At 59.6% G+C, this 25051-nt stretch carries 27 protein-coding genes, 1 tRNA gene and 3 pseudogenes; 12 read left to right on the forward strand and 19 right to left on the reverse strand.

Annotated elements, in window-relative coordinates; all coding sequences use genetic code 11:
* Positions 1-595 precede the first annotated feature (595 nt).
* The gene (locus ACFFJ7_RS11515) at positions 596-1339 is read left to right on the forward strand and encodes a sulfate transporter family protein (protein WP_377592429.1); all 744 of its coding nucleotides are present in this window, start codon (positions 596-598) and stop codon (positions 1337-1339) included.
* Here ACFFJ7_RS11515 and ACFFJ7_RS11520 read toward each other — a convergent pair whose 3' ends face one another.
* Together ACFFJ7_RS11520 and ACFFJ7_RS11525 are read right to left on the reverse strand one after the other, a co-directional pair.
* Positions 1340-2338: a complex I NDUFA9 subunit family protein gene (locus ACFFJ7_RS11520; RefSeq protein WP_377592431.1), complete on the reverse strand. Its 999-nt coding sequence runs from the start codon at positions 2336-2338 to the stop codon at positions 1340-1342. It abuts the gene before it with no gap.
* Positions 2339-2538: 200 nt separating this feature from the next.
* Positions 2539-2838: a GNAT family N-acetyltransferase gene (locus tag ACFFJ7_RS11525; RefSeq protein WP_166951121.1), complete on the reverse strand. Its 300-nt coding sequence runs from the start codon at positions 2836-2838 to the stop codon at positions 2539-2541.
* Positions 2839-3484: 646 nt separating this feature from the next.
* Between ACFFJ7_RS11525 and ACFFJ7_RS11530 the strand changes: the two genes are divergently transcribed.
* The 3 genes from ACFFJ7_RS11530 to ACFFJ7_RS11540 all read left to right on the forward strand — a co-directional run bounded on the left by ACFFJ7_RS11530 (position 3485) and on the right by ACFFJ7_RS11540 (position 5581).
* Entirely contained in the window at positions 3485-3976 is a 492-nt protein-coding gene (locus tag ACFFJ7_RS11530; protein WP_166951119.1) for a MucR family transcriptional regulator, read from the forward strand.
* Positions 3977-4744: 768 nt separating this feature from the next.
* Positions 4745-5134 carry a hypothetical protein gene (locus tag ACFFJ7_RS11535; protein ID WP_166951117.1) on the forward strand — a complete coding sequence of 130 codons (390 nt, stop codon included), beginning with the start codon at positions 4745-4747 and terminating at the stop codon, positions 5132-5134.
* 183 nt (positions 5135-5317) lie between these two features.
* Positions 5318-5581 carry a YMGG-like glycine zipper-containing protein gene (locus ACFFJ7_RS11540; RefSeq protein ID WP_166951115.1) on the forward strand — a complete coding sequence of 88 codons (264 nt, stop codon included), beginning with the start codon at positions 5318-5320 and terminating at the stop codon, positions 5579-5581.
* 356 nt (positions 5582-5937) lie between these two features.
* Here the strand turns inward: ACFFJ7_RS11540 and ACFFJ7_RS11545 are convergent, their stop codons facing one another.
* The 4 genes from ACFFJ7_RS11545 to pncA all read right to left on the reverse strand — a co-directional run bounded on the left by ACFFJ7_RS11545 (position 5938) and on the right by pncA (position 9926).
* The gene (locus ACFFJ7_RS11545; protein ID WP_377592432.1) at positions 5938-6978 is read right to left on the reverse strand and encodes a YcjF family protein; all 1041 of its coding nucleotides are present in this window, start codon (positions 6976-6978) and stop codon (positions 5938-5940) included.
* Positions 6979-7000: 22 nt separating this feature from the next.
* A complete protein-coding gene (locus tag ACFFJ7_RS11550; protein ID WP_377592433.1) occupies positions 7001-8455 on the reverse strand; it encodes a YcjX family GTP-binding protein in 1455 nt (484 codons plus the stop codon).
* An 80-nt stretch (positions 8456-8535) separates the two neighbouring features.
* Positions 8536-9063 (reverse strand): SixA phosphatase family protein, encoded by a 528-nt coding sequence (locus ACFFJ7_RS11555; RefSeq protein ID WP_377592434.1) that lies wholly within the window; start codon positions 9061-9063, stop codon positions 8536-8538.
* Between the two features lie 197 nt (positions 9064-9260).
* Positions 9261-9926 (reverse strand): bifunctional nicotinamidase/pyrazinamidase, encoded by a 666-nt coding sequence (pncA, locus tag ACFFJ7_RS11560; protein WP_377592436.1) that lies wholly within the window; start codon positions 9924-9926, stop codon positions 9261-9263.
* 355 nt (positions 9927-10281) lie between these two features.
* On the opposite strand from pncA, the gene irrA reads away from it, so the two are divergent.
* The 5 genes from irrA (at position 10282) to ACFFJ7_RS11585 (ending at position 12372) form a co-directional block, all read left to right on the forward strand.
* Positions 10282-10701 carry an iron response transcriptional regulator IrrA gene (gene irrA, locus ACFFJ7_RS11565; protein ID WP_166951475.1) on the forward strand — a complete coding sequence of 140 codons (420 nt, stop codon included), beginning with the start codon at positions 10282-10284 and terminating at the stop codon, positions 10699-10701.
* Between the two features lie 77 nt (positions 10702-10778).
* Positions 10779-10955: a hypothetical protein gene (locus ACFFJ7_RS11570; protein ID WP_377592438.1), complete on the forward strand. Its 177-nt coding sequence runs from the start codon at positions 10779-10781 to the stop codon at positions 10953-10955.
* Between the two features lie 9 nt (positions 10956-10964).
* Positions 10965-11054: transfer RNA gene (locus tag ACFFJ7_RS11575), tRNA-Ser, on the forward strand.
* Between the two features lie 188 nt (positions 11055-11242).
* Positions 11243-11953 carry a GIY-YIG nuclease family protein gene (locus ACFFJ7_RS11580; RefSeq protein WP_377592440.1) on the forward strand — a complete coding sequence of 237 codons (711 nt, stop codon included), beginning with the start codon at positions 11243-11245 and terminating at the stop codon, positions 11951-11953.
* The gene (locus tag ACFFJ7_RS11585) at positions 11950-12372 is read left to right on the forward strand and encodes a hypothetical protein (protein ID WP_377592442.1); all 423 of its coding nucleotides are present in this window, start codon (positions 11950-11952) and stop codon (positions 12370-12372) included. The genes ACFFJ7_RS11580 and ACFFJ7_RS11585 overlap by 4 nt, the downstream gene beginning before the upstream one ends.
* Before the next feature lie 162 nt (positions 12373-12534).
* Here ACFFJ7_RS11585 and ACFFJ7_RS11590 read toward each other — a convergent pair whose 3' ends face one another.
* The 11 genes and pseudogenes from ACFFJ7_RS11590 to ACFFJ7_RS11640 form a co-directional block, all read right to left on the reverse strand.
* Complete coding sequence (locus ACFFJ7_RS11590) at positions 12535-12792, reverse strand: hypothetical protein (protein ID WP_377592444.1); 258 nt, start codon at positions 12790-12792, stop codon at positions 12535-12537.
* Entirely contained in the window at positions 12792-13484 is a 693-nt protein-coding gene (locus ACFFJ7_RS11595) for a hypothetical protein (protein ID WP_377592446.1), read from the reverse strand. The genes ACFFJ7_RS11590 and ACFFJ7_RS11595 overlap by 1 nt, the downstream gene beginning before the upstream one ends.
* Entirely contained in the window at positions 13481-13723 is a 243-nt protein-coding gene (locus ACFFJ7_RS11600; RefSeq protein ID WP_377592448.1) for a hypothetical protein, read from the reverse strand. The genes ACFFJ7_RS11595 and ACFFJ7_RS11600 overlap by 4 nt, the downstream gene beginning before the upstream one ends.
* A complete protein-coding gene (locus ACFFJ7_RS11605) occupies positions 13720-13968 on the reverse strand; it encodes a hypothetical protein (RefSeq protein ID WP_377592450.1) in 249 nt (82 codons plus the stop codon). Before ACFFJ7_RS11605 ends, ACFFJ7_RS11600 begins: the two co-directional genes overlap by 4 nt.
* 469 nt (positions 13969-14437) lie before the next feature.
* A complete protein-coding gene (locus ACFFJ7_RS11610) occupies positions 14438-15085 on the reverse strand; it encodes a hypothetical protein (RefSeq protein ID WP_377592452.1) in 648 nt (215 codons plus the stop codon).
* A gap of 133 nt (positions 15086-15218) precedes the next feature.
* Positions 15219-16634, reverse strand: coding sequence for an AAA family ATPase (locus ACFFJ7_RS11615; protein WP_377592454.1), 1416 nt, complete (start codon positions 16632-16634; stop codon positions 15219-15221).
* Between the two features lie 103 nt (positions 16635-16737).
* Positions 16738-16977 carry a helix-turn-helix transcriptional regulator gene (locus tag ACFFJ7_RS11620; RefSeq protein WP_377592456.1) on the reverse strand — a complete coding sequence of 80 codons (240 nt, stop codon included), beginning with the start codon at positions 16975-16977 and terminating at the stop codon, positions 16738-16740.
* 89 nt (positions 16978-17066) lie between these two features.
* Positions 17067-17507 (reverse strand): hypothetical protein, encoded by a 441-nt coding sequence (locus ACFFJ7_RS11625; protein ID WP_377592458.1) that lies wholly within the window; start codon positions 17505-17507, stop codon positions 17067-17069.
* Positions 17507-18781: a tyrosine-type recombinase/integrase gene (locus tag ACFFJ7_RS11630; RefSeq protein ID WP_377592460.1), complete on the reverse strand. Its 1275-nt coding sequence runs from the start codon at positions 18779-18781 to the stop codon at positions 17507-17509. The genes ACFFJ7_RS11625 and ACFFJ7_RS11630 overlap by 1 nt, the downstream gene beginning before the upstream one ends.
* Positions 18782-19173: 392 nt before the next feature.
* Positions 19174-19671, reverse strand: coding sequence for a hypothetical protein (locus ACFFJ7_RS11635; RefSeq protein WP_166951104.1), 498 nt, complete (start codon positions 19669-19671; stop codon positions 19174-19176).
* A gap of 137 nt (positions 19672-19808) precedes the next feature.
* Positions 19809-20233: pseudogene (locus ACFFJ7_RS11640) on the reverse strand (organic hydroperoxide resistance protein).
* 118 nt (positions 20234-20351) lie between these two features.
* On the opposite strand from ACFFJ7_RS11640, the gene ACFFJ7_RS11645 reads away from it, so the two are divergent.
* Positions 20352-20795: a MarR family winged helix-turn-helix transcriptional regulator gene (locus ACFFJ7_RS11645; protein ID WP_166951101.1), complete on the forward strand. Its 444-nt coding sequence runs from the start codon at positions 20352-20354 to the stop codon at positions 20793-20795.
* Positions 20796-20801: 6 nt separating this feature from the next.
* Here ACFFJ7_RS11645 and ACFFJ7_RS11650 read toward each other — a convergent pair.
* A pseudogene (locus ACFFJ7_RS11650) lies at positions 20802-20972 on the reverse strand (DUF2274 domain-containing protein); the annotation flags it as partial.
* Positions 20973-21266: 294 nt separating this feature from the next.
* Between ACFFJ7_RS11650 and ACFFJ7_RS11655 the strand changes: the two are divergent.
* Positions 21267-22640 (forward strand): DUF262 domain-containing protein, encoded by a 1374-nt coding sequence (locus tag ACFFJ7_RS11655; RefSeq protein WP_166951099.1) that lies wholly within the window; start codon positions 21267-21269, stop codon positions 22638-22640.
* A 134-nt stretch (positions 22641-22774) separates the two neighbouring features.
* Here the strand turns inward: ACFFJ7_RS11655 and ACFFJ7_RS11660 are convergent.
* A pseudogene (locus ACFFJ7_RS11660) lies at positions 22775-23073 on the reverse strand (conjugal transfer protein TrbE); the annotation flags it as partial.
* Positions 23074-23758: 685 nt separating this feature from the next.
* Between ACFFJ7_RS11660 and ACFFJ7_RS11665 the strand changes: the two are divergent.
* Positions 23759-25030 carry a glycerate kinase type-2 family protein gene (locus ACFFJ7_RS11665; RefSeq protein ID WP_377592464.1) on the forward strand — a complete coding sequence of 424 codons (1272 nt, stop codon included), beginning with the start codon at positions 23759-23761 and terminating at the stop codon, positions 25028-25030.
* Positions 25031-25051 lie beyond the last annotated feature (21 nt).

The following is a 25051-nucleotide window of genomic DNA, read 5'->3' on the forward strand; positions in this document are numbered from 1 at the left end:
CCGCTTTTCCAGGATTGGGGGGAGGGTGCTTGCCGATTAAAGTGTTCATTTCAGACATTGCTCATCAAAGATAATTATAGTAAATTATTACTAGCATTAATTATAAATTTTATAAGTAATTTAATATGTTATTTTGCAAATAATTTTTATTTACCGTAGAAATATATCTGAATTTGTTTGGTAAATTAAAATTAACTAAACGATAAAGCGAAACAGTGTGTCGCCAATTGCAAATATTCAACTTGTTTGTAATTTTTATATGCATATAGCTTAAATCCACCGTTGCCCCATAAATGCAAGAACTCGCCATGCCGGAGGGGAAGATTTTCCTCGGATTGTCACACGACAAGCCGCGCTTCCCGCCGTGTCGTTTCATACGGCATTATGCGTCATAAATAAACAGTGCGCGACAATTTTGTCGAGCCCGGCGTGACGGCCTGCACGGCCTGCGAAGAAGTAACCCGAGGCGTCCATTGATCGGACGGGCAAAATCTGCTTATACCGGCTCTTGACGGGTGTGACTCGTTGCGAGGATTGGCCCTGCGCCGCTATCGTCCGTTGAGTGCAACCCTGTCGGTCAAATGATTCTGGACGAATGGCGAACGACGTTATTCCTGAACAGCGGCGGGAGCCGCCCGAAATTGGCCTTGTGCTGAAGGCGGCAGTGGAGGCGGCGCGCGATGTGTTTTCGCCGCCGCTGCGCAGGGTGCTGTGGCGTTCGCTCGGGCTGACGCTGCTGCTTCTGCTGGCGATAGGCACGGGGCTCGCGCAGCTTATCCGGTGGCTTTCGGAGCAATGGGTCTGGCTGGCGAACTACCCGCTTGTCGGCACGCTTGCGGTTGTGCTCGCAGGGGTGGGAGTGTTCGTCGGTCTCGTGTTCCTCATCCCGCCCGTCTCGGCCATCGTCGCGAGCTACTTCCTCGACGATGTGGCGGAGATCGTCGAGAGGCGCTGCGACCCTTACGGCACGCCGGGAAAGGCAATGCCGGTGGGGCAGGCGTTGCTCGCGGGTCTGCGCTTCGCCGCGATTTCCGCTGGCGTCAACTTGCTCGCGCTGATGCTGCTGCTGGTGCCCGTCGTCAACCTGTTCGCCTTTCTGGGGGCGAACGCCTATCTGTTCGGCCGGGAATATTTTGAACTCGCCGCCACGCGCTATCTGCCCGTGGCGGAGGCGAAGGAATTGCGCCGCCGGCACAGCGGGACGGTGCTGCTCGGCGGGCTGGTGACGGCGCTCGTGGTCATGGTGCCGGTGGTGAACCTCGTCACGCCCCTCTTCGGTGCAGCGCTGATGGTACGGATCCACAAGGCCGTTGCCCGCGGCGCGGCGGCACGGGGCTGATCAGACCCGCACCTCGTCGAACTGGCCTGACTTGCGGAAACGCCACAGATAACCGGGCAGGATCGCCTGATGGGCGGTCGGGATGATGCCGATTCCCTCAAGCGTGCGCCCTTCCGCCTTCGCCGCCCCGGAGACGACATTGTCGAGCGCCAGCAGCGTCACCTGATCGCGCGTTATGACGATGAGATCCGGCAGCAGCCCGAAGGTGAGCTTGTCCAGAGTTTCGATCACCGCAGCCTGAAGGCGGGCAATGCCGAAAGGCAGCGCGATCACGGGCCGGTTGCGGCCGGTGATCGCCTGCACCTCGTCCACAAGCTGACGGAGCGTCCGCACTTCGGGGCCGCCGAGTTCGTAGACGCCGCCACGCACCGTGCCGTCGACTGCCCGGGCGATGGCCTCGGCCACGTCACCCACGAAACCCGGCTGGAACTTCGTTTCCGCGCCGACGAGCGGCAACACCGGGAAAGCCCGCGCCAGCGCCGCGAAACGGTTGAAGAAGCCGTCCTCCTGGCCGAAAACGATGGATGGGCGGAAGATCACGGCGTCAGGCACGGCGGTGAGCACCGCCTCCTCGCCCAGCGCCTTGGTGCGCGCATAGAGAGACGGCGATGCCTTGTCAGCACCGATGGCCGAGACATGGATCAGCCGCGCGCCCTGGGCCACGGCTGCCTCCGCGATGGCCTGTGCTCCCTGATGCTGGACGGGCGAAAAATTCTGGCGCCCGGTCTCCTGCAGGATGCCCACGAGGTTGATGACCACATCAGAGCCGGCCGCCGCCCGGGTAACGGAATCGCGGAAGCGGACGTTGGCCTGGACTGCGGTGATCTGCCCCACCACGCCGAGTGGCTGGAGGTGGCCGGCGAGGTCCGGCCGGCGTACCGCGACACGGATACGGTATCCGCGGCGCGCCAGCGCCCGCACCACATGGCGGCCAAGGAAGCCGGACCCTCCGAAGATCGTCACGAGTTGCGATGAAGGCAAAGCCGTACCGGTTGTCATCGGTCCTCTCCCGCAATTCCGCCGGCCGCCGGCGGCGCCACTGACAAATGGGCGGGAGCCATGGTCCCCGCCTGCCACACAATGCGTGTTGCATACCCAATTGCAGCGCTTCTGTACAGATCGCCGGAATGATTCAAATCTGCCGGCCGGCGGCGCCGGGGAGTGAAAAACGCCGCCTCCGCAATCTCATGCCGGCCCGTTCAGGGTGCGACGATATCGCTGTAGTCGCTGTGGCGGCTGAGGTAGCGCGAGATGAACGAGCATTCAGAGCGCACACGCCCGCCCGACTGGCGGATGATATCGAGCGCGCCGGCGGCGAGCTGGCTGCCCACGCCCCGGCCGCCCAGCTCTTCCGGCACCTCGGTGTGTTCGAGCACGTATACCGGGTTGTCGGCGTCGTCTCCGGCAGTTTCGATCCGGTAATCGATGAAGGCGACATGGCCGTCGACAGGCAGTTCGAAGCGACGGGCGTCTTTATTATCAGCAACGGCTTGTGTCATGATCATAACTCCATGTCGGAAGCATCTGCGATTAAGATATCCGCCCCGTCCGGGCGCAAACGCGACCCGCGCAGCGTATTCCAATCGAAACCGCGCCGCCATGACAAAAGTTCCCCGTCATCAGCGGTTTGGGCAGGGGCTTGACACAGAACCAGGCCTGTTTTGGTTACGCTTGAGCTTCAGTTTAGCGTCTTGCTATACAAGATGTGTGCCGTAAAGGCATAGTTATTCACAGATTCGTGTATGGGGGACATCGTCCGTTTCATGGGGACGGATGCAATAGCATAAAATACAGAGTAAAATTAAGCCATAACGGTTGATGTCGCCATGGTTCGTTCATACATTAACGCGAGTTCATGAAACAGTCGGACAATGATAGTCCCGATCGACAGCGCCGACAGCGATGTGGCAGGCTGATATGAAGGGGATCGGGTGACAATTTTGTCGGGTATGAAAGTAAATGCCACCGTAGAGCCGTTTCGCTGCGCTGCAAAATCGTGCGGAGAGGCCGGCGGAGGCGGAAAATGTTCGAAAACCTCCGCGAATTGCCTCAAATGGGTATATTTTGGTGTTGCACGATTAAAACTTATGAACTAAGAAGTCTTGGAAACGGGGTGATTTATTCTCTTTTTATTGAGGCTCAGAAGTGACTGACGACGCACAGCAAGCAGATAAGGTGAACTATGTCGAGCTCGCTGCCGACATTGTTTCTGCCTATGTCGCAAACAACTCTGTCGCGGCGGTGGAATTGCCGGCTCTCATCAACGAAGTGCACTCGGCGCTGCGGCGCGTGTCGGTGAGCGCCAGCGAGGTAGCAGCAGAACCGCCGAAGCCGGCGGTTGCCATCAAGAAATCCATCACGCCGGACTATATTGTTTGCCTGGAAGACGGGAAGAAATTCAAGTCGCTCAAGCGCCATCTGCGGACGCAATACGACTTGACGCCCGAGCAATACAGGGAAAAGTGGGGCCTTGCGCCTGACTATCCTATGGTTGCGCCCAACTATGCTCTTGCCCGCTCCCAGCTTGCAAAGGAAATGGGGCTCGGGCAGCAGCGCAAGCGTGATGCAGTCCAGCCCGCGCCGACTGCAGCAGCGCCCGCGAAGAGGTCGCGCCGCAAGGCCGCTGCCGCCGACTGATGTCGGAAATCGGGGTGGTCGATGCGCCGCGAATGCGGATGACTGCAGTGTAATGCCGCGCGGGTGCATCCATCCGCGCGGCTTTTTTCTCAATCCAGGCTGCGGCGCGCCATCGCCGCTATACAGTCTCACGCGCGCGTCCGGTTCTTGCCGCGTGACGACAAGACGAATCGTGTTTCCATTTTTTCGATGCATGGGAACTTCTGTCGATCCCGCGCGTTTATATGACGGTATGCTTCCTCCGGTTGCATCCGGCATGCGAATCATCTGCCGTGAATGCTGAACGAGCTGCGCGCCTGCAGCCGATGTGTGCCTTTCAGCGGTTTTCACGGCGCGGTAATTCCGAAGCATGGTTTCGAAAAGTGGATACAGCCTATAGACTAGCTTATGCCTGCTTGGATGACTGAATCGCGGTGGTGCCTTAGCAAAACGTCCCCAATCTGGAGCGATAATCCAGAAAACAGTTTTTGATAGCTTTGGAATATAAACGGGAAACATGGAGCGGCGATATGAACAGGCTTTTCAGCCCGTCGCGCCAGCGGTGCACGCTGCGGTGAAACGGCAGTTGTGAGATGGGCGCATGTCGCGGGCGCGTGGAAAATCGTCGTGCAAGGGTCTTTCATTAAAAGTTTGTTCAGGTCATTTCCCGTTCATTCACTCGGAAGTGGTGCGATTGCCGCGATGATGCCAATGTCTGACCTTATCCGAACATAATTCGACCTGAATACGCCTTTTCCTATGGGCTGTATTGAAAACCGGAGCATCAGAATGACTTCTCTTACCTCGCATTCCGAGCCTGAACAGCAGAACTCGGTGTCTTCCTTCGGGTTGCGCTGGGCGGCTCTGCGCGGCATGCTCGATTCCCCGCTCATCAATGCGGACGACCAGCGTTCTCTCCGGGACGAGCTGCTGCGCGAACTGAAGTCCATTGAACGTGCCGTCGGTGGCCTTGCCGCGCGCAACGAATTCGAGGTTGCGGCCAAGATCGAGATCATCCGCCAGAGCATCTCCGACACGGTCGGCAAGGACAACGTCTGGTTGATCGATCTGCTCGACAGCATCGGGCAGGACGTCAACCTGTTGTCGAAGCGTTACCGCGCTGGCACGCCTTCCGCGCCGACTTCCGGTCCCGCGGCGAGGCCCGCGCCCGGCGCGTGACGCTTGCCGGTGGCGCACCGGGTGTCGCGCGTCCTGCAGGACGGCCGTGCCCGGCCTGATGATGCCCCGGGGTGCCTTGCCCCCTGGTCTCGCGCCTGTCGTTCACATGATGTATGACAGGCGCCGGACGCCCCGGGCGATGGCATGGGTGAGGGGCTGAGAATTGTTTTTGGAGGATGCAGCATGAAAAAGATTCTGATCGTTTCTATGATGGCGCTCGGGCTTGCGGCCTGTAACACGACCAACCCCACGGATCGCGCGGTTGGCGGTGCGCTGATCGGCGGCGGCACGGGCGCGCTCGTTGGCGGCCTTGCCACCGGCAGGGCAGGCGGCGCGCTGGCTGGCGGCGCGATCGGCGCGGCCGGCGGTGCGATCATCGGTGCCGCGACGGCGCCGCGTTGCGAGGAATACTGGTATCGCGGCCGTCGCTATCAGCGCTGCAACTGACCGGGCTTACCGCTCATGCGGCCGGAGTTCCTTCCGGCCGCATGAGGCTTCAATCCCCTGGAAGGTGCCGGCGAATGGGTCAGGGCAGAAAACAGGGAATCGGCCCCTGCTGCAGGCCAAAATCATCGGCCAATCGATTTTCGTGAGTTTTCGCCAGGCGCTCTGGTCGCATCAAGCCGGAAGATGGGCGCCGCTTCTGCATAACTCCGATGCGTCAACAACTGGATAGAGCAGTGGCTTGATGCTGAAAGTGTCTATAGAATTTCGACATTTCATTGAAACGCCGAAATGCTATAAGTTTTTGATATTACGCGCTTTCTTCACGAAAGCCGGTATCCACTTTGCTTGAAAACGCTTTAGTCGGCCCGTTCCTCTTTTGGCCTGTCGCGGTCGAAAAGTCCGGATGCGACGTCACCGAAGCGGGGCGGTTCCACGGACATGAAGGGCAGCGGGCGGCAAACCTCGATGGCGGCAAGGCCCACACGGGCCGTGAGCAGGCCGTTCAGCACGCCCTCGCCCAGCTTCGCGGAAAGGCGTGCGGCGAGGCCGAGCCCCACCACCTGCTGAATGACATCGTCGCCGACCGCGATTCCCCCCGTCACCGCAAGATGCGACAGCACGTTGCCGGACAGGCGCACAAAGCCGAACAGGCCAGGTCGCCCGCCGTAAAGCGCCGCGATCTGGCGCACCATCTTCGCGGAGGCGTAGAGGACGAAGGCGACGTCAACGATGGCGCGCGGGCTGACGGCGGTCACCATCGACACCTGCTTGGCCTGATTGGCGACGATGCGCCGAGCGGCGCGGTCCAGCGGCGCGAGCAGTTCCTGTTCCGCAATGGTCAGGCGGTCTGCTGCATCGATGATCGCGTCAGCGCCGGGCGCGGCGAGGTTGGCGCGGGCGCGGGCTGTCTCGGGGCGCGAATCGTAGAGCGAAACGAGATCCCGCACCACGGCGGCGGCGGCGGCCTCGTCATCGGTTTCACGGGCTGTCACGGCCTTGCGGCGTAGCGATTCGATTCGCCTCTCGCGGAACACACCCCACGCCTCCCGGATGACGACAGCGGCGAAGGCGATCAACGCGACGAGCGCCAGCGCCAGCGCGAACCATCCCAGAGCCGGCGCGGAGACGATAAGCCGTGACACCATCTGCTCGATTCCGAGCACGATCCACAGGGTCGCGAGCCCACCCAGCGCCGACAGCAGCAGGCCGAGCCAGGGCGTGCGCCATCCGCGCGCCGGCGGCGGCGCAACCGGTTCCGCCCCCTCGGGCCTCTCGGGTTCCTCCATCAGCACGTCGCCCTGCGGCAGCAGCGTCTCACGGATTTCGCCGGTGTCCGGCGCGGGTGCTTCCTGGCCGGTGTGAGCGTCGAGGCGGAAGGCGCGGGGTGCTTTGGTCATCGCAACATAGCCGGGCAGGAATTTACGAAAGCCGATCGCCGATCAGGAATTCCAGCGCGCGATCGAGGCGGATGTGGGGCAGTGGCGGCAACCGGCCGGCGGCATCGGGAATGCGGAGCGGCGGCCGAAAACGCGGAAAGCGCAGTGCGCCGGGCGTGATGGCGCCGCTGAACACGGCCTGCGGATCCTCCGGCAGTTCGCCCGGGAAAATTGCGGCCTCCGTCTGACCGTCGAAAAGCTCGTCCCCGATTCGCTCACCCGCTTCCGGCGTGCCGACGATGGCGGGGAGAGTGTCGCGGCCCGAGCGCACGCTTGCCTCCCGCGTGGCACGCACCGAGGCCAGCGCAAGGGTCTCGACGCGCGCGCCGGCGCCCCGGGTGCGGCGCAAGGCGCGGTCGACGAGAAGCCGCAGGATCGCCTCCAGCCGCGCATGGTCGCTGCGGTGCAGGTGGTCTGCCTTGGTGGCGGCGAACAGCACCTTGTCGATGCGTGGCGCGACCAGGCTGCTCAGCAACGTATTGCTGCCCGCGCGGAAGGCGATGAGCACCTGATCGAGCGCCTCCTCCAGCTCGGCGACGGCGCGCGGCCCCGAATCCAGCGCCGAAAGCACGTCGACGAGCACGATCTGCCGGTCTAGCTGCGCGAAGTGATCCCGGAAGAACGGCCGCACAACATGTGTGCGGTAGGCGTCGTAGCGCCGTTCCATCTGCGCATGCACGCTACGCGGCGCCGGCGCAGCGCCCGGTGCGAGATCGAGCGGGGAGAAGGTGAGGGCGGGTGAGCCCGCGAGATCGCCGGGCATGAGAAACCGCCCCGGCGGCGTGGTGGCGACGCGCTCCGGGCCCTCGCGCAGGGCCGAGAGATAGGCCTTGAACAGATCGGCAAGCCGCGCGATCTCGGTCTCGCTGGCGGGCTTTTGCGGGTCGACCGCTGCCAGCGCCACGTGCCAGGGCGCGGCAATCATGGCACGGTCCTCCGCCCGGCTCATGGCCAGCGTTTCCCGCGACCATTCCGCGAAGCTCTTGTCGATGAGTGCGAGGTCGACGAGCCACTCACCCGGATAGTCCACGATATCCACGGCGAGGCTGGCCGGCCCGGTGCGCCAGCCGGCGCGGCGCTCGTAGTCGATGGCGACGCGCAGCTCGGCGATGCGGGTCGTCGATTCCGGCCAGCGGCGCAGCGGCTCGCCGAGCGTGGCGAGATGTTCCTCGTAGGGAAAACGCGGCACGGCGTCGTCCGGCTGGTCGTCGAGGATTGCGCGCCGGATGCGGCCTTCGGCCGAGGCGCGAAACACCGGCATCGGCGTCACCCCGATGAGATGATGCACGAGCGCGGTGGTGAACACGGTCTTGCCGGACCGCGACAGCCCCGTTACGCCCAGACGCACGCGCGGCGCAACGGCGTTGGCCGCGAACGCACCTAGATTGCGCAGCATGTCGAGCGCGCTGTCGAACGACGAAGTGACTGTCACGGCCATGCGCCCGGCGGTTTGTCTGTCTGTTGCCTCTCTGTCAGCCCGCCCGCAAAGCGAAACAGGTGTCGGCCGCAGACATAAGCTCAGTCTTCTTCATCCGCAAGGCTGCGCGGGGTGACGAAGCGGTTGAGGGAGCCCGAACGTGTCTCGATGTCGCGCCAGTCGCCGATGTCGAAATCGATCACCGCAAGCCCACCCGTCGGGTATTTCTGCGCAAGCCGCTCGCGTGCCTCCTCGCTGCCGCCGCCGATCAGGAAGCGCGCGAGGTCCTCGAAGCCCGGATTATGGCCGACGAGCAGCAGCGTGCCGACGGACGGCTCGGTCTCGCGTGCGACATAGAGCAGCGCCCCGGGCTTGGCCTCGTAGATGCGGCGGTCGAAACGGGTCGGCACGGAGCGGCTGAACTCCTGCTCCACCAGATCCCACGTCTCGCGTGTGCGCCGCGCCGTCGAGACGACTGCGAAATCGGGAATCAGCCCGTGCGTTTCGATATAGCTGCCGATACGCGGGGCATCGGCAAGGCCGCGCCGCCCCAACGGGCGCTCGTGATCGGCGATGCCATCCGGCCAGTCCGATTTGGTGTGACGAAGCAGAATGAGGCGTCGGGACATGTTTCAGGACCAATCCAGTGTGCGCGGGCGGGTAGATGCGACGAAGGCTGGCGAAGCCGAATGCGTACAGTATTTCGGCACGAAGTGACGATTCAGTTAACCGCTCTCCGTTTCATGCGGCAAGATGTAAATTATGTCGCATCCACTGCAGGATATTTCCGTGTGATCGCGCTTTGTCGTCATCCGTCGGCATTCTCTCATGCGGCGGGAACGGTGGAGCCGGGTGGCAGCCGCGCGACGCCTGCTGCGGCCATGTCCCGCCAGGCCTTTTCGAGCGAGCCGCCGATGTCGATGCCGCGGCAGCCTTCCTCCAGCACGTCGACCTCGAAACCGAGCCTGCGGGCGTCGATGGCGCTCCAGGCAACGCAGAAATCCGTGGCGAGGCCGGCCAGCATCAGTTTCTTGATTCCGCGCTCGCGCAGGTAGCCGGCAAGCCCGGTGGGTGTGGTGCGGTCTGCGGCGAAGAACGTCGAATAGCTGTCGACATCCGGCTGGTAGCCCTTGCGGATGATGAGCTGCGCGTGGGGAATGTCGAGGTCCGGATGGAAGGCAGCGCCTGGTGTGCCCTGCACGCAATGGTCGGGCCACAGGGTCTGCGGCCCGTAGGGCATGTCGATTCGGTCGAAGGGCATCCTGCCGGGATGGGACGAGGCGAAGGAGATGTGCCCCACCGGATGCCAGTCCTGCGTCAGGACGACGTGGGCAAAATGCCGGGCAACGCGGTTGATGACGGGGACGACGGCTTCGCCGTCGCTGACAGCGAGGCTGCCGCCGGCCGTAAAGTCGTTCTGCACGTCTACCACGAGCAACAGGGGTTCAGACCGGTTCGCCGCCATGATGCTTCCCGTAAGGTGCCACGACATCGCGCAATATTTATGTCGAGCCGGACGGTCGATCAAGCACGTGGCGCGGTTTCCGGAGCGTTATGGCGAAAGCGTGATTTGCGTTGGCGCGCCGTTGCCGGGATAGTGATGGCGGATTCCGGTCTGGAACCGCGGCGAAGCCATGCGGCCAATGCAGGCGGGAAACGGGTCGCCTTGTCGCGCAACGGCTTGCACTGATTGCAAACCATTCTTATGATAAAGTATGTTTCTGTTGGATGACGAGCGGAAGTTGACGAGAATGGCCAATGTACAGGTGAGGGCGATCACGGTGAGGCAGGCGGAGAAGGAAGCGCCGGTGCCGGAGGTGCTCGTCGCCGCGAACGTGCCGCAGGGCATGCACAAAGGGTGCCCGGTCCATCAGCTTCGCGAGGAGCTGCGCCGCGTCGGTCTTCGCCCCACCCGCCAGCGCATCTCGCTCGGCTGGCTTCTGTTCGCGAAGGGCGACCGCCACGTGACGGCGGAAATGCTCTATGAGGAGGCGACGCGGGCGCGTGTGCCGGTGTCGCTCGCGACGGTCTACAACACACTGCATCAGTTCACCGAGGCGGGTCTGCTGCGCGAGCTGGCGGTCGACGGCTCGAAGACGTATTTCGACACCAACGTCTCGGACCATCATCATTTCTTCATCGAAGGGGATGACGACCTCGTGGACATTCCGGACTCCGGGCTTTCGGTCGCGGATCTGCCCGACCTTCCGGAAGGCATGGAAGTCGCGCGCGTCGACGTCATCGTCCGGCTCCGCCGCAAGGCATAATTCCGCCAGCGCGGTACGTCTTTTCAGCCAGATGCTGCTTCAGTCAGGTGCTGCGCGGACAGCACCGGATCAGGCTGGTGAAAAGCCTGCTTCCTGCGATGCCGTCTGGCTTCCCTCTCTTGATTCCTGAAGAGCACTCCACTACCGTCGCGACGCTGGAGCAAAATGAATTGCATCTGAATCGCCATTTTGTTCTATCTCTTTGTTTATGCATCAAACCTATCTGGAAAAAAGCACCCCATTCCCGGGTTTGATGTATCAGCGGATGGGTGGCCGAGCGGTTTAAGGCACCGGTCTTGAAAACCGGCGACGGTGCAAGCCGTCCGTGGGTTCGAATCCCACCCCATCCGCCATTACTTATTGATTTTATTGCGTTTTTCTGAATTTTGGAAAATCTACTAACGATCTACTACAACAAATCGGGCGGTAGGATCGGGGCTTTATGCCCACACTTGGCGGCTCGCGCGGCCGTTGCGATCACGCGGACGTGAACGGCCGAATTGCTGTTTCGCCCGATAGGGAGGCTGTCTACGTTACCTGAATGCGGGATTTCATTCTTCAAGAGATTCGACGGTTAGCTTCGGCAAATGGCGGGCAAGCTCCGGGGCAAAAGCTGTTCGCTAAAGAGACGGGTATTGCTGAACATCAATGGCGCGGTCGGTTTTGGGCGCGATGGGGCGATGCGCTAACGGAAGCGGGTTTCAAGCCGAACGATTGGACCGGAAAATCGGATGCGAATGCGGTCCTTTCCGGGCTAATTGCGGCTTGCCGCCACTACGGACGTTTGCCCACAAATTCCGAACTTGAGATGTTGCGGCGGACCGATCCTTCGGTCCCGCATCCGAATGTCATCAAAAGTAGCTTCGGGCGGCGATCCGACATGATCGCGGCACTTGCCAAGCATGTAGCAACCGATACGGCGCTATCCGACGTTGCCGTGATGTTGCCTGAACAAAGCAACGACGCATTGCAGCGACAGCCTGTATCGAAATCCGTCGAAGGCTTCGTGTATCTCATTAAATCCGGCGACTTCTATAAGATCGGCCGCAGCGACGACGCGGAACGGCGCTTCAAGCAAATCACCATCGCTTTACCCGACAAAGCCGAACTGTTTCACACGATCCGAACCGACGATCCATCCGGTATCGAAGCTTACTGGCATCGTCGCTTCGATGATCGTCGGGCAAACGGCGAATGGTTCAAGCTCACTGCGCAGGACGTTGCGGCCTTTAGACGACGGAAGTTTCAATGAACGGAACAATCATCGTCGCGATTATCACGGTTGTGGGCAGCATCGTTGCTGCTGCGATCACGTCTTATCTGACCAAGGCGAAAGACCGTGAAGCCGAATGGCGGGCAGTGAAGCTCACGCACTATAAGCGGTTCATGACGGCGCTAAGTGCGATAGTTGGTCCGAAGCCTACAGATGCAGAACGGATTACCTTCGCCGATGCTGCCAACGACATATTCCTTGTCGGCTCGCCCGCTGTGTTGGTTGCCCTTCGCGGCTACCTTGACGAAACGGCCGATTCGAACACCGGCAAAACCTTGGATCGTCACGACGAACTGTTGACTGCCCTTATATTCGCTATTCGCGAAGACCTTGGCAGGAAGCCCAATCGACCGGACGAACCGTTTGAATTTCGCATGTGGTCCGGCAAGCCAAAATAGGTGCAAACCTGCTTATCGCGCTGCCCAACGTCGGAACAAAAAGCCCGCCAGCTTCGCGGGCTGGCGGGCAAGGAAACGGCGTGCCCGATCATGGGCAGGAACGACACGCCGCTATCGGCCGGGCGAGGCAGTGCCAACCACAACGCCCCGGCCAATCTCAAATCATTCCTTCCATCCCAAACGGTGCGCCGGGACTGTCCGCCCGTGGTTGTGTGTGGGCATGGTGCCGGAAACGCCGTTCGCTTCGTCAATGCGGCGGGAAACTTCGTCGGGTTCCTCGCGGAACAAGCGTTCGCTTCCGTCCTTGAACGTGACGAAGCAGCCCCCGTCGTAGTTGCGATCCGTAAAGGCGATAGCGCCCACACGAACAGAACGGGTCACGCCGTCTTCGTCGGTAAGCGCGATGGTGCTTGCGGGCATCACACGGCCCCCAATTCAACGCGGCTGTTGGCTTTGTCCGCAATCGCGGGCGTGTAGAACGCGGCGTTGATTTCGCGAGCGGTCTTGTCATAGCGCGAAGCCGCCGCTTCGATTTCGACGCCTTCGTTCACCAAGGCGAAGGCTTCGGGAACGAAGTGTTCCGTCATGTCCAACCGCAGCTTGGCTTGAAGGTCCGGCGCAAGCCCCGTGAGATAGTGCGGGCTATGATAGATGACCGACGCAAGGGTTCGGTCTTCCTTCGCCAGCGACAAGACCTTGCCCAATCCGGTTTCGGATTTGACTTGCTCGCGAAGCCAAGTGCGGACTTCGCTTTCAATGTGGCTGTAGCCGGGCTGCGGTGCGAAGAAATGATCCGCCTTCGCCTGCCCGTCACTTTGCAGGATCGCGGCGCGGGCTTTCAGGGCTTCGGCCGTGTCGCTGATAGCCTTGACCGTCCGTTGTGCCAGTTCCTTCGCCGCAGCGTGCTTCGCGACTTCGGTTCGGGTTGCGTCCTTCGCAAGAGCAACAACGCTGCTAACGTGCGCGCCGACGCGAGTATGAAGCGACGTGAGTTCAGCCGCGACGGAAGGCAATCGCTTCGGATCGCCGAAGCGTGCCCGCAGGCCGGAATTCGTTTGAAGTGCGACCAGCGTATTCGCGGCCTTATCGGAGTTCACAAGATATTGGCTCACGGTAGCGCCCTTTCTTTCTCTCTGGCTTCGCCCACAAGTTTGATTTGCTGTTCACGCAATGCTTCTTCCCATTGCGCATCATCGCCCCAAGTCGGAATGACCATTACGCCGACGCCGCTTGGTATCTTCGACAGTATCCGGCCGGACAGTTGGTCAACGAACACGACACGGTTTGTCGTCGTTGCCTTCGCCGTCCTGTCTTCAAGCTTCCTCAAGCGGGATTCGAGCATTCGGGTCATGTCCGCCCTTCCAATGCTTCAAGCCGCTTTTCAAATTCGCCGCCTTCAATGAGACGGCCGATAAGCATGAGGATGTTCGCCAATCGCGCGGCGTCCTGAACGTCCAACGTTTCGGCGCGCGCCATGCGATAGAGCTTCGCCATTTCTCTACGAACATCGGCAAGGGTATCGAGCTTCGCCCGAACGCGACGTTCGACGGGGGTAGCGTCGTTTTCTTCGACAGTTGCGAGACTTGCGCGTGCCATTGGGTGCCAAAATCAGCCAATTAAACCGTGTTTATTGACCGATAAGACCGTCTAAGAAATTTCGTCAACTGCCTATTTTTGGCTTAGACAAATATAGATTCATATAGATCGAAGTATTTTTCTATCGTTGTGCGAGGCGTGATCTTGAACGCGGAAGCGGCTGTTATGCCCACAATTCGGCGCGGCGGCGCTAGCGAACGCTACGGCGGAGGAGCCGTCCGCCGATTTAGGCTGATTTCACTATGAGAATTCGCTCAAAGTCCGATCTACTAACTTCCTACTTCCATTGCACGCTACGGTGCGAAAATTCACTGAATCCTTCGAAGCATTCGAATACTTTGCTTGTCTGACAGTAGACGAATGAAGACATAGGGCCGCAGCGGCGCTAGGCGGGCCGTAGAAGCCCCTTCCGCGTCGGCGGGTAGTTCCGGCCTATCCCGCAGCCGCCTTGCCCGTGGCGGGCCGGATTTCACGGCGTGGCGGGGCTGTTGCTGCGGGCACCGGCCTTCAAGGCGATTGCGAGCGGCGAAGGCGTGACCGTGGCGCGGGGCGACAGCTTGATTTGCGGTTCCCATGTATCCGGCGGCAAGACCGCAAGTCCGACGCGATACAGCGCCATGACTTCGCGGTGCTTGTGGAAGCTGCGGCCATAGGCTTCGCTATCCGCGTGCTTGACGTATTCGAGTTCGTCAAGGAGCCGGCCGAAAGTCCGCATCGGATGTTCAACGATTTGCACGGCCGGTTCGGCAAGGTCCGTGTAGTAGCTCGCAGCGAACAGTTCGTTCCGTTCTTCGCGAAGGCGATGAAGCACGATCCGGCGAAGCATCCCCATGTCGTGCATGAAGGCTTCGACAATCCCATTCTCATAGGCTTCGGGATGCGTATAGGTGCGATACATGCCGTGATATTCGAGCCGATCTTTGACAGCACGACGCAAGCCCGCTTCGACAATGCCTACATGGGTAGCCTCTAGCCGAAGGTCGCGGGATACGGCGATGATCGAATTCGCAACGCGCCAAAGAAACAGCGTCGTCTTGTCGCTGCCGAACCCCGACAACAATTCCTCTTCAAGCTTCGTCGTCATCTTTACGAATTCGTTCTTCCAATCCTTGTTCATTGTTTCGTTCCTTTTCTGCGATCATAACTACGTCGTTGGCGAGCGGGACATTTCTATTTTTCCAATCGCCGTCGTTTCGTGCAGCGGGACAGAGGGTATATATCAAAGATATATATACCCACCCCTTGTCCCGTTACTGCACCGGGACATGTCCCGGTTTTGTCCCGTATGTCCCGCCCCCTGAAAACAGCCCTTCGGCCGTTGTTTCGTTGCCAACTGCGGCGGGGTTCGTGAATGTTTCGCAGACCTTGTTAAGCTCGCCTTCGACCGATATGCGTCTTGCGTTGGCAAGATCATTTCGCACACGCTGGAAGGCTTTCTTCCTCGCATCTTGGCTATCTGCGGGCATGGTTCGATAGAAGGCTTCCCGCCAATGGTCCGTGTGAACGCCGATTAGCTTGCCCGACATGTCGCGCTGTCCGTGATCCTTCGCGGCCTGCCAGAAAGCATCCATGCCGCGTTGCTGACTGCGGGGCAGCGGCTTGATTTGGATTGTGGGCAACGAATTGTCGGGAACGGCAATACAAGACGTAATCGCTTCGTCGTCTTCGTCTTCGCCGATTTCAATGACGCTCAAGCGGAACCGATGTTCGTCGCCGTCTACGCCGTCCCTTGCCTTGTCGGTCTTCCAGGTCCGAACTTCGTTGTCACGTTCGACCAAAATACCCGCGTCCAACGCAGCGAACAGGCTCGAATGACCGCGAAGCCCTTTCGCGCCGTCCTTGCCAGTGTGGGCAACAAGAACGACAAGCCCGCCCGTCAAACGTTGGAGCATCTTCGCGCCTTCGATCACCGCGCCCATGTCCTTGCCGCTGTTTTCGTCAATATCCGGCGCAGCGCGGTTCAGCGTGTCGATAAAGACGACGCAACCCTTCGGGCACATGGCGGCAAGGTCCGTTACGCTTTGCGCATCGGTTAAACGGAAGGGTTGCAGCAAGAAGCCCAATCCATCCGGCATTGCGCGGCCATTGTGGCGCTGCCATGCCTCTACGCGGCCCCGGTAGCCGTCTTCGCCTTCAAGCCCGATATAGAGAACGTCGGCGCGCTTCGTGGCATGGTCGAAGACCGGTGAACCTTCGGCGATGGCTGCGGCGAAGGCCAACGACAGAAACGACTTGCCCGAACCCGAAGGGCCGTAGATCGCGGCAACACCTTCGGCGGGCAACACGCTCTTGATGCGCCAGCGCAGCGGGGGCCGGATTTGCACGGCTGCGGCGGACAGCACGACGAAGGGTTGTTTCTTGGCGGCAGCGGCGGCTAGGTCGTCTAGCAGGGCTTGCAGGGTATCCGGGTCATGCCGCGCCCGATCCCATTCCCTTTCCGCCTTGATCCGTCCATAGGGCTTCGCCCATTCAAGGTATGCCTTGCGATAGCCTTCGGGACCACGCTTGAGCGAGCGCGCGACCGCTCGCACCGCATGTTCGTCGTCCGGCCTGATATGCGCGAGAACTTCGACCAACCGCGCTTGCCGTTCTTCGTCTGACGACGGCCCGTCAAATCCGAAATTAGGCGCTGGCATCACTCCCGAATTGGCCGAAAAATTTGTCATTCACCTTGCGCCCCGTGAGTATATTGTTAGTAGGTTTCATTCGGCCGTGAAATTCGTTGAAAATTCAACTTAGTGCGGCGGATGATACGTCCGCCTTGCCCCTTCAAGCGCGACGTTGGCGGGCAGCAACCAATTCGGCGACAAGCACCTTGATTTGATCGGGCGTCTTACCGGCGATGCGGGCGTTGATGACGGCCGTAACTTCGTCCATCGGCCAAGCTGCGAACTTCGCACCAAGCTTCACCGGGCGAGGAAACAGCCCATCGGCCATGTGGGCATAGAGCGTCGGCCGCTTGGCACCGTAGGCGGACAACACGTCGGGAAGGCGGATGAGCGTAGACATGAATAGACCCCTTAGCGTCTTGATGATGCTAAGAGGCTAAGGCCGCGCGCCGTGCAAAAACTAATGGAGTTCTTGCACCCCTTATCAGGCTATTTGCCTTCGAAATCTCGCGGCCGAACGCGGATGCTTCCCACATGCTTGTGAGCTTCTTCAAGTTCGCCGCGAGCGTCTTGAATGCGGGATTTGGCCGTGTTCTTCGCTACGCCGTAAGCTTCGGCAATTGCGGATCGAAGTCCGGTTTCTTCTTCCTTGTCGCCGTGAACTACGACGGCCAATGCAACGTCGCCCTTGTGAATTGGCTTCCGTGGCGTGCCTGTCACGACGCCCAATCCAAGACCTTCTTTAAGGGCGTTTACCTGTTCGCCCCGTTCAGCCTTCGCCACTCTTTCAAACGCTGCGGCAAGATACGTCGCCAGCTTCGCCGGAAGGGCTTCGCCACGGCGCAGATATTCCGCCGCAACCGTAAGAAGCTTCGGGGCGGCTTCCGGGTCTATCCCGGCAGTATCAAGAAGGCGTTGAAGGTCGGTCATCAAACCGCCTCGCGGAACGCGATGACATTGTTCGATCGTTCGCCCCGGCAAGCCGCGCCCCATGCCACCATAAGAGCGCGACGGCGCTCAAGCATGTCGCTACGACGATAGGCGCGTTCGACTTCGCTACCTACAGTATGCGCGAGCGCGATTTCAGCCATGTCGCGGGCAACGCCCGTTTCCGCCGCCCAATCGCGGAAGGTGCTGCGCAGGCCGTGAGGGACCGCAGGACGGCCGGAACGCGGGTCAACCCATCCCTTGCGCTCCTGCGCCGTTTCGGCTTCCTGCATCCGCCGCATGACGGCCGACAGCGACATATCAGACAGCGCGCCGCCCCGCGCGGCCGGGAACACATAGGGGCTTCCTTCAACCCGTGGCAGCGCCTTCAACAGCGCCAACGCGTCGGGCGTCAGCGGAATGCGGTGTTCGCGCTTGGCCTTCATCCGATTGGCCGGGATGGTCCATAATCCCGCTTCCATGTCGAATTCGTCCCAAGTCGCGCCGCGAACTTCGCCGGATCGGGACGCGCACAAGGTCAAGAATTCGAGCGCCCGCGCCGACATACCTTCGCGCTTGCGCAGTCCGGCGAACCATCCGGGTAAGTCCGATAAGGACAGCGCCGGTTGATTGTCCTTCGCCGCAACGGCGCTTGGCTTCGGCAACAGTTCCTTCAAATTACCCGCCCATCGGGCCGGGTTATCGCCAGTGCGGAAGCCTGCGACCGTTGCCCAAGACAAGACAGCTTCGACACGGCCGCGAAGGCGTGAAGCGGTTTCGGTCTTTTCAGCCCAAATCGGTTCCAAGACCCGAAGCACGTCCGGCATGGCAATGTGGGCAATGTTCATCTTGCCCAAGACAGGCGCGGCATAGGTGTCAAGCGTGCTTCGCCATTGCTTGCGATGCTTTTCGTTCCTGAACTCGCCGTCCTTCTTGGCGAGATATTTATCAATGGCGTCGTTGAACGTGATCGTCTTCGCCGCGTCGATAGCGGCTTTCAATCGAGCGGCGTTTCGTTCCTCGATAGGGTCTTTGCCTTCGGCTACGACCTTGCGCAAATCGGCGGCTTTCGCCCTTGCTTCGGCCAAGCTCAAGGTATGGATCGGCCCAATGCCCATGCCGCGTGTCCGGCCGTTGAGCGTGAACTTGAAAACCCATGATTTAGTGCTGTCGAACCGGCTGACTTGGAGATACAGCCCGCCGCCGTCGCTGTAGTGCCCCGGTTCCGTTTTGGTTCTGACTTCGGCCGCTGAAAGCCGATGGATGCCCCTTGCCATGCCTTGCCCCTACTCACGTTCTACTAACAAAAATTGGCAGAATGTGAGAGACAAATCAAGAGTCGTGCAGAAAAATTATGCTCCTAAGTCATTGAGATAGAAGGGCTATGATAGACGTTCATGGAACGATGGAGACAATGCGATGGCGGCCACCCCTTCCGCCACTTCGGTATAAAATCGGGAACGCGGATTTCCCTCGTTTCGTAGCTATCAGCGTCCGCCGGTCAGGGGCTGATGTGTACAACTTGCGGTCATGGCTTCGATTCGAGATGCATGGCCTGGGCGTAGTCCCGCAGCACAGTCGGTCCCGCGATCCGCTCTGGGTCGAGCAGCCCTCGCGTCCGGACGCTGGCGGCAACCCGGACTATCTGAACCGAAGGCCGCTCCACAAGTCAGCCCGTAAGGGTGTTGGCTCGCCGGTCTGTCCTGCGCAGATATATGACCTGCGCAACCAGCGCGACGATCAGCATCGCGAACAGTGTGCCGAGCGCCCCCAACAGGATCGGCGAGCCGGGCGCAGCCGCGATCGGGTTCCCCTCCGGCACGCGCCTCAGCGTTTCAGACACCGATGGCACCAGCAGCAGAAAGACGGTCACGGTCAGGAGGATGGTCTCCAGATAGCGGGCCGCACGCCCCAGTCCCGACAGGCGACCAACGGTGAAACCGGCAACGAGCAACACCAGGGTTACAGCCGCAGCGACGTTACTCGCCGGCTGCTTCGCAACCAGGAAAACGGTAAGTCCGCCGATCAGCATAGAAATGAAATAGGCCGCACCTGCCGTGGATCGGGGCACGATCCGCCCATGGCGGGCCAGCATCCAGATTGCGAGCGGGATGGCTGGCAGGCTTCCAAGCGTATGCACCCAGCCCAGGGGAGAGATCCCGAACATCTTTGCTTCCTTTACTGTTATCAATGAATGGCTGACTGTGGCCTGCCAGGCGGCCCCGGCTGTATCCGGCGCCTGCGATGGCCCGTTACTGACCATCGCAGCTCAGGTTCTCTCAGACTGCGCCTGCGGGATCGGCTTCACAGGACGGTCAGGCCGACAGCGACATTGTTGCGGGTGGCATTCGAATAAGGGCAGGTCTGATGCGCCGCCTCGACCAGCCTCTGCGCCTCCTCGCGCGCAATGCCTGGCAGGCTGATCTCAAGATCGGCTGTGATGCCGAAACCGCCCTCGGAGCGCGGCCCGATGCCCACCGTCGCTGTGATTGCGGTCTCGGCAGGGATCTTCACTTTCTGCGTTGTGCCACGAGCTTGAGCGCGCCGAGAAAGCAGGCGGCGTAACCGGCTGCGAAGAGCTGTTCGGGATTGGTGCCCGCGCCACCGGCGCCACCCAGTTCCTGAGGGGTGGAGAGTCCGACTTCAAGACGGCCATCCTCACTACGGGCCTGGCCGTCGCGGCCCCCGGCTGCTGTGGCCTTGGTGCTGTAGAGAACCTGGACTGACATGGTCATTTCCTTATTTATCATAATAAACATTGCTGCGATAATTTTCTTTGTATAGGCATCGGCGCGGCATGTCCAGCTTTTTGTTGTCGCGATAACAAATTCCGTGATAAGCACAGCCATGAGCTATAATCCGACCCTTGAAGATCAGCTGTGCTTCTCGCTCTATGCGACTTCCATGGCGATCAACCGCCTCTACAAGCCGCTGCTGGATCAGCTGGGGATCACCTATCCGCAGTATCTGGTGCTGAACGTGTTGTGGGAGGAAGACGGCCGCAGTATCGGCGCGATCGCGACCCGGCTGGATCTGGAGCCAAGCACGATCACACCGCTGGTCAAGCGGCTGGAGGCGGCCGGGCTGGTCACGAGGACGCGGCGGCAGGATGATGAACGTGGGGTTCTGGTGGCGCTGACAGCGCGCGGCCGCGATCTCCGGACCGAAAGCCGCTGCCTTGGCGAAGCACTTTTCGCCCACGCCGGGATGGCGGCGGAAGAGATGATCGCCCTTAACCGGGAGGTTCGGCGTTTGCATCAGGCGCTGACGGGTAAGGAAAGCGCATTGTAAGGCGGGTCAGCGTTCGGGCAACGGCGGAGCACGACACACTGCGGGATATGATGCGCCCCGCCGCGCCTTGGCGAAGCCGGGGTCCATGGCGATGAACCGTTCCGGCATCGGCACGATGAGCCTGACGGGATCGGCGGCAGGCTGGCCGCTCTCGCGGGCCGGCGCCTCAGTATAAGCGATCTGGATGGAATTCTCTAAAAGTTGCAGTCGCCTAACAGGTTGGAAATGGAGCCGAGCAGTGGGCGGCCAGCGGCGAGGCCGCTCCACACCACCTTGCCGGCACGCATGAGGTCAGCTGTGTGGAAAATTGTGTCAGAGGCTTATAAGAACTGATACATTTTCCTCACTCTGGAGTCGGCAAGTTTAATAAAACGAGAGAGACAGCCTCTATTTTTGATAAAAGTAAAATCTATAGAGTACTTTCTATAGAATTTGAATGGGCAAGCGAAAATGCAGGATGGAACTTCAGAAATGACGAAAAAGACATTAACTGAATCTGAAAATTATCTTGATGAAATAGATAATGATAAAGAAGAATTCGACGGTTCAGATGAAGGAAGTTTGGTTATTTCAGGAGATAGAAAATTTATACTTGAAAAAGCGGACAGAAGCCTGTCCGAACTTCATAGATGGCATAAGAATGGACGCATAATAGTCGACCCAGAGTGGCAAAGAAATTACGTGTGGGACAAGAACAGAGCATCAAAACTCATAGAATCTTTCTTGATAGATATTCCAGTTCCAGTAATTTACCTTGCAAAGAGAGAAGATGGTAAATATGAGGTTATTGATGGTTTGCAGCGCCTAACTACAGTTTTTAAGTTTCTCGATAACGAATTTAAACTACAAGAAATGGAGTTAATACCAAATATATCAGGAAAGTATTTTAGAGATATAGGATATGAATATCAAAATAAATTAGAAGACTCGCTTCTTAGATCGTTTGAGATGGCAAGCACATCCGGCGATATGCATTTTATTGTATTCGAAAGGATTAATACTGGCAGTGTGAAATTAAACGATATGGAAATACGCAATTGCTTATATAGGGGGCCTCTAAACAATCTGCTAAAGGAACTGTCAGATAATTCAGATATGAAGAAAAGTTTAAATCAGAAAGGAAGTAAAGACAGGATGCAAGATCGCGCGCTTGTTTTGCGCTTTCTTGCTTTTTATGAAAGAACGCACTATAAATGCGAAAAGGGCTTAAAGAAATTTTTAAATGAATTTTTAGATGTATATCGGAATGCAAACATAGAAAAGATAGAAGAGTATAGAAAAATTTTTTCAAAATGTATGAAAGCATGTTTAACTGTATTCGGGGATGCATCATACAGGCTTAAAAGCGATGTTGCGAAACTAAATTCAAAAAGTTCGGGTGAGTGGTCAACTCGACCAAATGCTGCAATTTTTCAAGTCATCGCAACTTCTTTTGCTAAGTATGATTTGGCATCAATTACGAAGAATTCAGACGCAATATATGAAGAATATCTTGACATGATAAGCAGTGATGAACTGTGGGTTGATAGAGTTCGGCGAGCTACTGGTGAAACAACTCGTTTATTTTATACTTTTGATACTTGGAATAAACGTCTCGCTGAAATCATGTCCGAAAAGGTCACTCCCACAGATAAACGGCTGTTTTCCCGCCAACTAAAGAAAGAAATGTTTGATGCAGATCAAACATGCAGAATTTGTAATCAAAAGATATCGATGATTGACGACGCGGCTCTTGATCATGATTTAGCGTATTGGAGAGGCGGACGTACAATTCCTGAAAATGCACAGTTAGTTCACCGTCTTTGTAATTTAAAAAAAGGAGGTATGAATCATAGTTCGCAGTGAGTTTAGAGCACGGTTTGGCCTGTATGGATTTGGCAAAACCGTCAATATTCGGCGGTGGGCTGCAGTTTGATGGCCTACTCCTTCGACAGCGGGAGCCGCGTCGGGCAGTTTTCGATGATAGTAGGTGAGATATTACTGCCGCCGAAATCGAAAGCTAAGACCTGCGCGGCGGCTCTGCGGTGCCATGAGGGCGAGCAGCACCAACTTGCCCCCACCGTCGGGCCGACGACGAGAGTCTGGCCCACGTTGCCGACGTGGCGGCTAAAGCGGAACCGGGTCGAGCCTTCGATCTCGCCGAAAATAGCGGGAGCGCGCTGAAATGCTCACCCTGTTCCGGTCCCGCCCAAACCGCTGAAAGCGGAATCAGGTGGGTGAGATTGAGCGTCGAGACTGGCGATTGTGGGGCGTTCGTATAGGCGTGTCCGGGGAGAGCCAAGCCAGATGGCGTCATGCCCGCGAAGAGGGCCGGCGACTTCCCGTTCGGTATGTTCTCAGCGGCGAAGATTCCGGCTAGTTCCTGGAACCTGATGGCGAGGCACCGCAGTGAAGGATTAATATTTGTGAGCAAAGTGCGTCGGCAACCGACGCGCTTCGCTTCAAGATGAACTTCGCGGTTGCGGGCGCGATGCGCACGAAAGCAGCACTCTATAGTCAGAGATAGCCCCCAGTCTCCCGCTAAGGACGCCCGAACCCACCAATTGCCGAGAAGGCTCAAAAGTCCGAAAGCATATCAAAACCTTATGGAAATCTTGCCGTGATTATCTCCGTCGGGAACTGTCCGCCATCTGCCGGTTGCCGCCGATAATCGCGCCGGTTCTCATTGCGGCTGTTCTGTCAAACGCTTACACCGTTCGATACAGTGCGCAAAGAGCGATTCGATGTATCTGCCACCTGGCCGGGGAAAGAAATGGCCATTCTGTAGCCAGCATCCCGACCTGCCGCAGGCAGGTGGAGGGTGAACGGCGGACTTTGGCGGTCAGCCGTTTCTCTGGCGGGCGGGCATAATACGTCGGCCGACGGCATCGATTTTGATTATGGATGCCACATATACCGGCGAATGGGACATCGAGAACCGGAGAATACTGCCGGCAAATGCAGGCAAGAGAGGGGGAGTTTTCATGGAATGGACCGACACACGGGCGCGCCGCGTCCTTCGCAGGCTTTTCGATGCCGGTGTCTCCAGCGCCGATCCGCGGCGTGTTCTGGCCGCGCATCTGCCGGAGCGTCCGAAGGGCCGTTGCGTGGTGGTCGGCGCGGGCAAGGCGTCTGCCCTGATGGCGCAGGCCGTCGAGGAGGCATGGCCCGATGTGCCGTTGAGCGGCGTCGTGGTGACGCGCTACGGCCACGCCGCGGCGACGCGGCAGATCGAGGTTGTCGAGGCCGCGCATCCGGTGCCGGACGAGAATAGCGAACGTGCCGCGCGGCGTATTCTTGCGGCTGTGCAGGGTCTGGGTCCGGACGATCTCGTCCTCGCGCTGATTTCGGGAGGCGGCTCGTCCCTGCTGGCGTTGCCGGTGGAGGGCGTGACGCTCGCCGACAAGCGCGCGGTCAACCGCCTGCTGCTGGCTTCCGGCGCCGATATCGGCCTGATGAATGCCGTGCGCCGCCGCCTTTCCGCCATCAAGGGCGGCAAGCTTGCCGCGGCAGCTGCGCCGGCACGGGTGGTGACGCTCGCCATTTCCGACGTGCCCGGCGACGATCCGCTCACCATCGCCTCGGGGCCAACGGTGCCTGTGGGTGCAGAAGAGCCGGATATCGGCGCGTTCGTGGCGCGTGTGGCGGGCGATCTGCCGGCGCATCTGGTGCCTTTGCTCGCCGGAAGCGGCGGCGGCACGCCACGGGAGGGCGAGCGGCTGGATTACCGGCTCATCGCAACGCCCGTTCTGGCGTTGCGCGCGGCGGCGGAGGCAGCGCGCGCGGAGGGCCTGACGCCGGTCATTCTGGGCGACGCGCTGGAGGGCGAAGCGCGTGAACTGGGGACCGCCATGGCCGGCATCGCCCGGTCCGTGCGACGCCACGGCGAGCCGGCGGCGCCACCCGCCGTGCTACTCTCGGGCGGGGAAACGACGGTGAGTATCGGCAACGGGCCTGCGGGCCGGGGCGGCCGCAACACCGCGTTTCTGCTGGGCATGCTGATTGCCCTGAAGGGCGATCCCGGCATCTGGGCGCTTGCCGGCGACACCGACGGCATCGATGGCACGGAGGATGCCGCCGGTGCGATCGTCGCGCCCGATTCATGGCAGCGCGCGCTCGCCGCCGGGCTCGACCCCGCCGCCGTTCTGGCACGGCACGACAGCTACAGCCTTTTCGAGGCGGTCGGCGACCTCGTCGTGACAGGGCCGACGCTGACGAACGTCAACGACCTGCGCGCGATCCTCATCGCAGGCTGAGGCCGAAAACCGGCGGATCGT

The sequence above is a fragment of the Pseudochelatococcus lubricantis genome (assembly GCF_042432495.1).
GTDB classification, from domain to species: Bacteria; Pseudomonadota; Alphaproteobacteria; order Rhizobiales; family Beijerinckiaceae; genus Pseudochelatococcus; species Pseudochelatococcus lubricantis.

What these genes read in the sequence shown, in the direction of transcription:
- ACFFJ7_RS11645 (WP_166951101.1), top strand. Translation starts at nt 20,352, where the DNA reads ATGAGCTATAATCCGACCCTTGAAGATCAGCTGTGCTTCTCGCTCTAT.
- ACFFJ7_RS11590 (WP_377592444.1), bottom strand. Translation starts at nt 12,792, where the DNA reads ATGCCCGCAAGCACCATCGCGCTTACCGACGAAGACGGCGTGACCCGT.
- ACFFJ7_RS11630 (WP_377592460.1), bottom strand. Translation starts at nt 18,781, where the DNA reads ATGGCAAGGGGCATCCATCGGCTTTCAGCGGCCGAAGTCAGAACCAAA.
- ACFFJ7_RS11540 (WP_166951115.1), top strand. Translation starts at nt 5,318, where the DNA reads ATGAAAAAGATTCTGATCGTTTCTATGATGGCGCTCGGGCTTGCGGCC.
- ACFFJ7_RS11615 (WP_377592454.1), bottom strand. Translation starts at nt 16,634, where the DNA reads ATGACAAATTTTTCGGCCAATTCGGGAGTGATGCCAGCGCCTAATTTC.
- ACFFJ7_RS11585 (WP_377592442.1), top strand. Translation starts at nt 11,950, where the DNA reads ATGAACGGAACAATCATCGTCGCGATTATCACGGTTGTGGGCAGCATC.
- ACFFJ7_RS11665 (WP_377592464.1), top strand. Translation starts at nt 23,759, where the DNA reads ATGGAATGGACCGACACACGGGCGCGCCGCGTCCTTCGCAGGCTTTTC.
- ACFFJ7_RS11550 (WP_377592433.1), bottom strand. Translation starts at nt 8,455, where the DNA reads ATGGCCGTGACAGTCACTTCGTCGTTCGACAGCGCGCTCGACATGCTG.
- ACFFJ7_RS11635 (WP_166951104.1), bottom strand. Translation starts at nt 19,671, where the DNA reads ATGTTCGGGATCTCTCCCCTGGGCTGGGTGCATACGCTTGGAAGCCTG.
- ACFFJ7_RS11555 (WP_377592434.1), bottom strand. Translation starts at nt 9,063, where the DNA reads ATGTCCCGACGCCTCATTCTGCTTCGTCACACCAAATCGGACTGGCCG.
- ACFFJ7_RS11545 (WP_377592432.1), bottom strand. Translation starts at nt 6,978, where the DNA reads ATGACCAAAGCACCCCGCGCCTTCCGCCTCGACGCTCACACCGGCCAG.
- ACFFJ7_RS11515 (WP_377592429.1), top strand. Translation starts at nt 596, where the DNA reads ATGGCGAACGACGTTATTCCTGAACAGCGGCGGGAGCCGCCCGAAATT.
- pncA (WP_377592436.1), bottom strand. Translation starts at nt 9,926, where the DNA reads ATGTCGTGGCACCTTACGGGAAGCATCATGGCGGCGAACCGGTCTGAA.
- ACFFJ7_RS11580 (WP_377592440.1), top strand. Translation starts at nt 11,243, where the DNA reads ATGCGGGATTTCATTCTTCAAGAGATTCGACGGTTAGCTTCGGCAAAT.
- ACFFJ7_RS11620 (WP_377592456.1), bottom strand. Translation starts at nt 16,977, where the DNA reads ATGTCTACGCTCATCCGCCTTCCCGACGTGTTGTCCGCCTACGGTGCC.
- irrA (WP_166951475.1), top strand. Translation starts at nt 10,282, where the DNA reads ATGCACAAAGGGTGCCCGGTCCATCAGCTTCGCGAGGAGCTGCGCCGC.
- ACFFJ7_RS11600 (WP_377592448.1), bottom strand. Translation starts at nt 13,723, where the DNA reads ATGACCCGAATGCTCGAATCCCGCTTGAGGAAGCTTGAAGACAGGACG.
- ACFFJ7_RS11610 (WP_377592452.1), bottom strand. Translation starts at nt 15,085, where the DNA reads ATGAACAAGGATTGGAAGAACGAATTCGTAAAGATGACGACGAAGCTT.
- ACFFJ7_RS11625 (WP_377592458.1), bottom strand. Translation starts at nt 17,507, where the DNA reads ATGACCGACCTTCAACGCCTTCTTGATACTGCCGGGATAGACCCGGAA.
- ACFFJ7_RS11655 (WP_166951099.1), top strand. Translation starts at nt 21,267, where the DNA reads ATGACGAAAAAGACATTAACTGAATCTGAAAATTATCTTGATGAAATA.
- ACFFJ7_RS11520 (WP_377592431.1), bottom strand. Translation starts at nt 2,338, where the DNA reads ATGACAACCGGTACGGCTTTGCCTTCATCGCAACTCGTGACGATCTTC.
- ACFFJ7_RS11535 (WP_166951117.1), top strand. Translation starts at nt 4,745, where the DNA reads ATGACTTCTCTTACCTCGCATTCCGAGCCTGAACAGCAGAACTCGGTG.
- ACFFJ7_RS11525 (WP_166951121.1), bottom strand. Translation starts at nt 2,838, where the DNA reads ATGACACAAGCCGTTGCTGATAATAAAGACGCCCGTCGCTTCGAACTG.
- ACFFJ7_RS11605 (WP_377592450.1), bottom strand. Translation starts at nt 13,968, where the DNA reads ATGGCACGCGCAAGTCTCGCAACTGTCGAAGAAAACGACGCTACCCCC.